At 67.7% G+C, this 4,505-nt stretch carries 5 protein-coding genes; 1 reads left to right on the forward strand and 4 read right to left on the reverse strand.

Annotation, left to right across the window (positions count from 1 at the left end):
* Nucleotides 1-2: 2 nt before the first annotated feature.
* Together OXU43_03120 and mobA are read right to left on the reverse strand one after the other, a co-directional pair.
* A complete protein-coding gene (locus OXU43_03120; GenBank protein ID MDD9824152.1) occupies nt 3-1,277 on the reverse strand; it encodes a molybdopterin molybdotransferase MoeA in 1,275 nt (424 codons plus the stop codon).
* Nucleotides 1,274-1,993 (reverse strand): molybdenum cofactor guanylyltransferase, encoded by a 720-nt coding sequence (gene mobA / locus OXU43_03125; GenBank protein MDD9824153.1) that lies wholly within the window; start codon nt 1,991-1,993, stop codon nt 1,274-1,276. The genes OXU43_03120 and mobA overlap by 4 nt, the downstream gene beginning before the upstream one ends.
* A gap of 106 nt (nt 1,994-2,099) precedes the next feature.
* Here mobA and OXU43_03130 point away from each other — a divergent pair, with 106 nt between their 5' ends.
* Nucleotides 2,100-2,306, forward strand: a complete 207-nt coding sequence (locus tag OXU43_03130) for a DUF6494 family protein (protein MDD9824154.1) — start codon at nt 2,100-2,102, stop codon at nt 2,304-2,306.
* Here the strand turns inward: OXU43_03130 and OXU43_03135 are convergent.
* Together OXU43_03135 and moaA are read right to left on the reverse strand one after the other, a co-directional pair.
* Nucleotides 2,278-3,147 carry a formate dehydrogenase accessory sulfurtransferase FdhD gene (locus tag OXU43_03135; protein ID MDD9824155.1) on the reverse strand — a complete coding sequence of 290 codons (870 nt, stop codon included), beginning with the start codon at nt 3,145-3,147 and terminating at the stop codon, nt 2,278-2,280. The two genes, OXU43_03130 and OXU43_03135, sit on opposite strands and share 29 nt — an antisense overlap.
* Before the next feature lie 22 nt (nt 3,148-3,169).
* Nucleotides 3,170-4,177: a GTP 3',8-cyclase MoaA gene (gene moaA / locus OXU43_03140; GenBank protein MDD9824156.1), complete on the reverse strand. Its 1,008-nt coding sequence runs from the start codon at nt 4,175-4,177 to the stop codon at nt 3,170-3,172.
* Nucleotides 4,178-4,505: the final 328 nt, after the last annotated feature.

The raw sequence follows: 4,505 nt of genomic DNA on the forward strand, positions 1-4,505 counted from the left end.
GCCTAAAAATCCGTGGGGAAGGGCTGCACGGAAACCATGCTGCCGGGTTCGATGTCGCCGGCTTCCTCCGGGAGCAGGATGTAGCAGTCGGCGAGCGACATGGAACGCAGAATCCCCGAGCCCTGGCCGCCGGTCTTGCGCACCACCAGGCGGCCGTCCTGGTCCCGTTCCAGGCAGCCGCGCTGGTACTCGATGCGCCCCGGCCGCTTGCGCAGCCTGGAGACGCAGGGCAATTCGAAGCGCGGCGGCGGCGGCGGCTCCGTTTCGCCTTCGAGGCGGCGCAACGCCGGCGCGACGATCTGGTGGAAGGTGACCATCACCGAGACGGGATTGCCCGGCAGGCCGAATAGCCACATCTCCCCGATGCGCCCGAAGGCCAGCGGCCGTCCCGGCTTCATGGCGACCTTCCAGAAGTCCATCTGCCCGATCCGCGCCAGGACTTCGCGCACCCGGTCCGCCTCGCCCACCGAAACCCCGCCGGAGGTGATCAATACATCTGCGCGCGCCGCCGCATCGCGGAAGGCGCGCTCCAGCAGCTCGCTTTCGTCCCGGACTACGCCTAAATCCAGCTGTTCGATCCCCGGGCGGCGCAGCATCCCGTACAGGGTGTAGCGGTTGCTGTCGTAGAGCATGCCCGGCGCGAGCGTTTCGCCTACGGAGCGGAGTTCGTCGCCGGTGGAACAAAAGGCGACGCGCAGAGGGCGGCGCACCACCGCCTGCCCCAGACCCAGCGAGGCCAGCAGGCCGAGGTCGGCCGCCGTCAGCCGGCGCCCCGGCCCGAAGATGCGGTCGTCACGCCGGATGTCTTCGCCGCCGGCGCGCACGTTGTCTCCCCGGCGGGTGCCGGCGGCGAGGCGCACGGCATCCTCTCCCGGCAGTTCCTCGGCGTGCTCCTGGATGACGACGGTGTCGCAGTCCGGCGGCACCAGGGCGCCGGTCATGATGCGCACGCATTCGCCTTCGCCTACCGGGCCGGTGTGGGGGTGGCCGGCGTAGGCGTGTCCCAGCAGCCGGAAGCGGCGCTCCCCGGGGCGTTCCCCGGTGGCGGGCAGGTCGGCGCCGCGCACGGCATAGCCGTCCATGGCGGAGTTGGTGCCGGGAGGCACGTCCAGGGGGGCGCGGATCTCTTCCGCCAGCACCCGTCCCAGCGCGTCTCGAATGGCGACGGTCTCGGTGCCGGCGACGGGCCGCAGCCGTTCGGCAATCCGCACCCGCGCCTCTGCCACGCTCAAAGATTCCGGGTCGAAGTCGTCCTGGCAGCTGGCGCGGAGCTTCATCCCGCGCCTCCTGCCGCGGCGGGCGGCGCCTCCGCGCCGCTCTGGGCTGTAGCCGCTTTCCGTTCTGTCTTCAGTTCGGTCTCCAGGGCATTCCGCTCTTCCGGGGTGTTGATGTTGCGAAACATCCGCGGGCGGTCGGAAAAATCCACTTCCACCGCCCGTTCCTGCCGCAACCAGGGGTCAATCTTGCGCCCGCCCGCCGCCAGGTACGCTTGCAGGGAGGGATACAGGCGGCGGTCGAGCAACGCGAACACCGGCTGCAGCCGCTCGCCGTCGCGGGCGACGCTGAGCATGGCGCCGTCCGCTGCCCGCAACGCCTGCAACAGTCGCGCCACCAAGTCGGGGGCAAGCAGCGGGCTGTCGCAGGGGGCGGTGGCCACATAGGGAGTCTGGCAGACGGCCAGGGCGCTGGCGACCCCGGCCAACGGCCCGGCAAAGTCGGCCAGGTCGTCTTCGATTACCGGATAGCCGAAGGCGGCGTAGCGTTCCCGGTTGCGGTTGGCGCTGATCAGGAGCCGCTGGACCTGGGGGGCCAGGGCGCTTAGCGCGTATTGCGCCAGGGGGCGGCCGGCGAGCGGCAACAGCCCCTTGTCGCGCCCGGCCATGCGCCGCGCTCGCCCGCCGGCCAGGATCAGGCCGGTGACCTGCGGGCGGGCGTCAGGGCGGGGTGTCCTGGGGTCCGGTTTTTCCGGGATGCGCGAAGCCGTGGAGTTCATAGGCGGCCAGTCGTACAGATTTGTATTTTACGGTTGACAGTTATATTGTGGAACGACGATGGGGCAAGCGTGAGCGGATTGTAAGAATCGAGGCCAAACGATAGGAATGAACGAGGAGACCTTCAATATGGAGTTGCGCCGGTTTCTCAAGCGCGTGGGGATTACCTCCCAGCGCAAGATGGAGGAAGCGGTGCGCGAGGCGCTGGACCAGGGCCGTCTGAAGGGGAGCGAGACGGTGCCGGCGCGGGTCACCCTGGAGATTGATTCCCTGGGGGTGCGCGAGGTCATCGAGGGGAATATCGCCCTGGAATAGCGGCGCCCGCAACGGCGCCGCCGGCCACGGCCAGCTTGCGCGGCAGTTTGAGATCCCGGACCACGTGTTCGTCGCCGTGATAGACCAGGAAGTGTTGCCGGCCCTGTACGCGCGCCAGCATGACGATGCCGGTCTGGCGGGCGAGTTCCAGCCCCATGCGGGTGATCCCGGAGCGCGACAGCAGCGCCGGGATTCCCATTTGCGCCACCTTGATGACCATCTCCGAGGTGAGCCGGCCGGTGGTGTAGAAGACCTTGTCGGCGCCATCCGTCTCTTCCAGCCACATTCTGCCCGCGATGATGTCCACCGCGTTGTGTCGGCCCACGTCTTCCGCGAAGATCAGCACTTCCTCGCCGCGGCACAGGGCGCAACCGTGCACGGCGCCCGCCGCGCGATAGACTTGGTTGTGGCTGGCGAGTTGCCGGAGCAGGGCGTAGATTTCGGATTGTCGCAGCGGGCGCGCCGGTCGCAGGCGGGTCCGCGCCAGGCGCTGGCGCAGATCGCCGTACACGGTGCCCTGGCCGCAACCGGTGGTAACCGTGCGTTTTTGCAGGCGCCGGCGCCAGTCTTCGTCGCGGCTCGTGGATACCGCCGCGGCTTCCGTTTCCCAGTCCACCTGCACGGAGCGGATCTCGCGGTAGTCTTCGATCAGCCCCTGGTTTTTCAGGTAGCCCAGCGCCAGCCATTCCGGCTGCTGGCCCAGGGTCATCAGGGTGACCAGTTCATAGCGGTCCAGGTACAGGGTCAGGGCGCACTCGCCCGCGATTCGCAGTTGCCTGACGTTCCCGTATTCGTCGGTTGCGGTGACGGCGGAGGCGGGTTCCAGGGATGCGGCGCTCATCTCCGGCCGATAGCGGGCCACCTTATCCTCCAGTGAGGTTCATGTACCTCAGGATCTTCGGCTGGCTGTCCAGCTGGAATTCGTGTCCCTGGGGCTTGATCTTCATGGCGTCCCGGATCGCCTGGCGCAACGCCTCGCCGTCTCCCGGTTGGGAGCGCACCACCTGGCGCAGGTCGGCGGAGTGTTCCTGCCCCAGGCACAGGAGCAGGCGCCCCTGGCAGGTCAGGCGCACGCGATTGCAGTTGGCGCAGAAGTTGTGGCTGTGCGGGGAGATGAAACCGACCCGGGTGCCGGTGTTCACGTTGCGGTAATAGCGCGACGGGCCGCCGGTGTTCTCCGCGGTGGGGAGCAGCTGGAATTCCCGGCGCAGGTCTTCCAGGATATGGTCGCTGGAGTAATACGCCTCGGCGCGGTCGTGCTCGTCAACCTGGCCTAGCGGCATTTCCTCGATGAAGCTGATGTCCAGGCCGCGGTCGCCGGCGAAGCGCGCCAAGTCGCAGACCTCGTCGTGATTGCGGTTCTTGAGGATGACGGCGTTGATCTTCAAGCCGGCGAAACCCGCCTCGCGCGCCGCCTCGATCCCCGCCAGCACCTGCTCCAGGTTCCCCCTGCGGGTGATCTTGCGGAAGCGGTCGGCACGTAGCGAGTCCAGGCTGATATTGATGCGCCGGACCCCGCACTCCTTGAGTTCGCGGGCATATCGGGTCAGTTGCGAGCCGTTGGTCGTTAGCGCGAGTTCCCGCAGGCCGGGGAGCCGTCCCAGTTCCCGCAACAGCGAGGTGACGTTGTGCCGCACCAGCGGTTCGCCGCCGGTGACCCGAATCTTGTTGACGCCCATTGCGGCAAAGGCGCGCGCGATGGCGGCGATCTCCTCCAGCCGCAACACCTCGTCGCGGGGCAGGAAGCGCATCTTTTCGCTCATGCAATATACGCAGCGAAAATCGCATCTATCGGTTACCGAGATGCGCAGATAGGTAACCCTGCGCCCAAACCGGTCTATGAGCTGCGTAGTTGTCTCTTGCCGGGACATGGTTCCACAATTCCTTGCCGCAGGCTCAATTTTAGCACGCTTCGCCGGGGAGGGGCCAGTGGCGGGCCCGGTTGCCGTATTTGGAGCCAGCGACGGCGCAGGAGTAGGGATTGCGGCGGGTAGCGCGGCGAGGCCGCCGCTTGCGCTGCCCTTCGACTCTCGGGCGCATCATTGCCACGGCGCCGGACCGGATGCGCCGCAACCTGCCCCGGCGTCTGGGCCGCTGGGGCGGGTCAAGCTCCAAAGTGCGAGAAAATGGCGCAAATCCAAGGCGTTGCGCCGCGAGGCGCTGGAAATGGCCGCCAGAAACACCGTCGAGAGGCATCCG

The sequence above is a fragment of the Gammaproteobacteria bacterium genome (assembly GCA_028817255.1).
Classification (GTDB): Bacteria; Pseudomonadota; Gammaproteobacteria; order Porifericomitales; family Porifericomitaceae; genus Porifericomes; species Porifericomes azotivorans.

Coding starts and splice junctions, on each gene's coding strand:
- OXU43_03120 (MDD9824152.1), bottom strand. CDS start 1,277: ATGAAGCTCCGCGCCAGCTGCCAGGACGACTTCGACCCGGAATCTTTG.
- mobA (MDD9824153.1), bottom strand. CDS start 1,993: ATGAACTCCACGGCTTCGCGCATCCCGGAAAAACCGGACCCCAGGACA.
- OXU43_03130 (MDD9824154.1), top strand. CDS start 2,100: ATGAACGAGGAGACCTTCAATATGGAGTTGCGCCGGTTTCTCAAGCGC.
- OXU43_03135 (MDD9824155.1), bottom strand. CDS start 3,147: ATGAGCGCCGCATCCCTGGAACCCGCCTCCGCCGTCACCGCAACCGAC.
- moaA (MDD9824156.1), bottom strand. CDS start 4,177: ATGTCCCGGCAAGAGACAACTACGCAGCTCATAGACCGGTTTGGGCGC.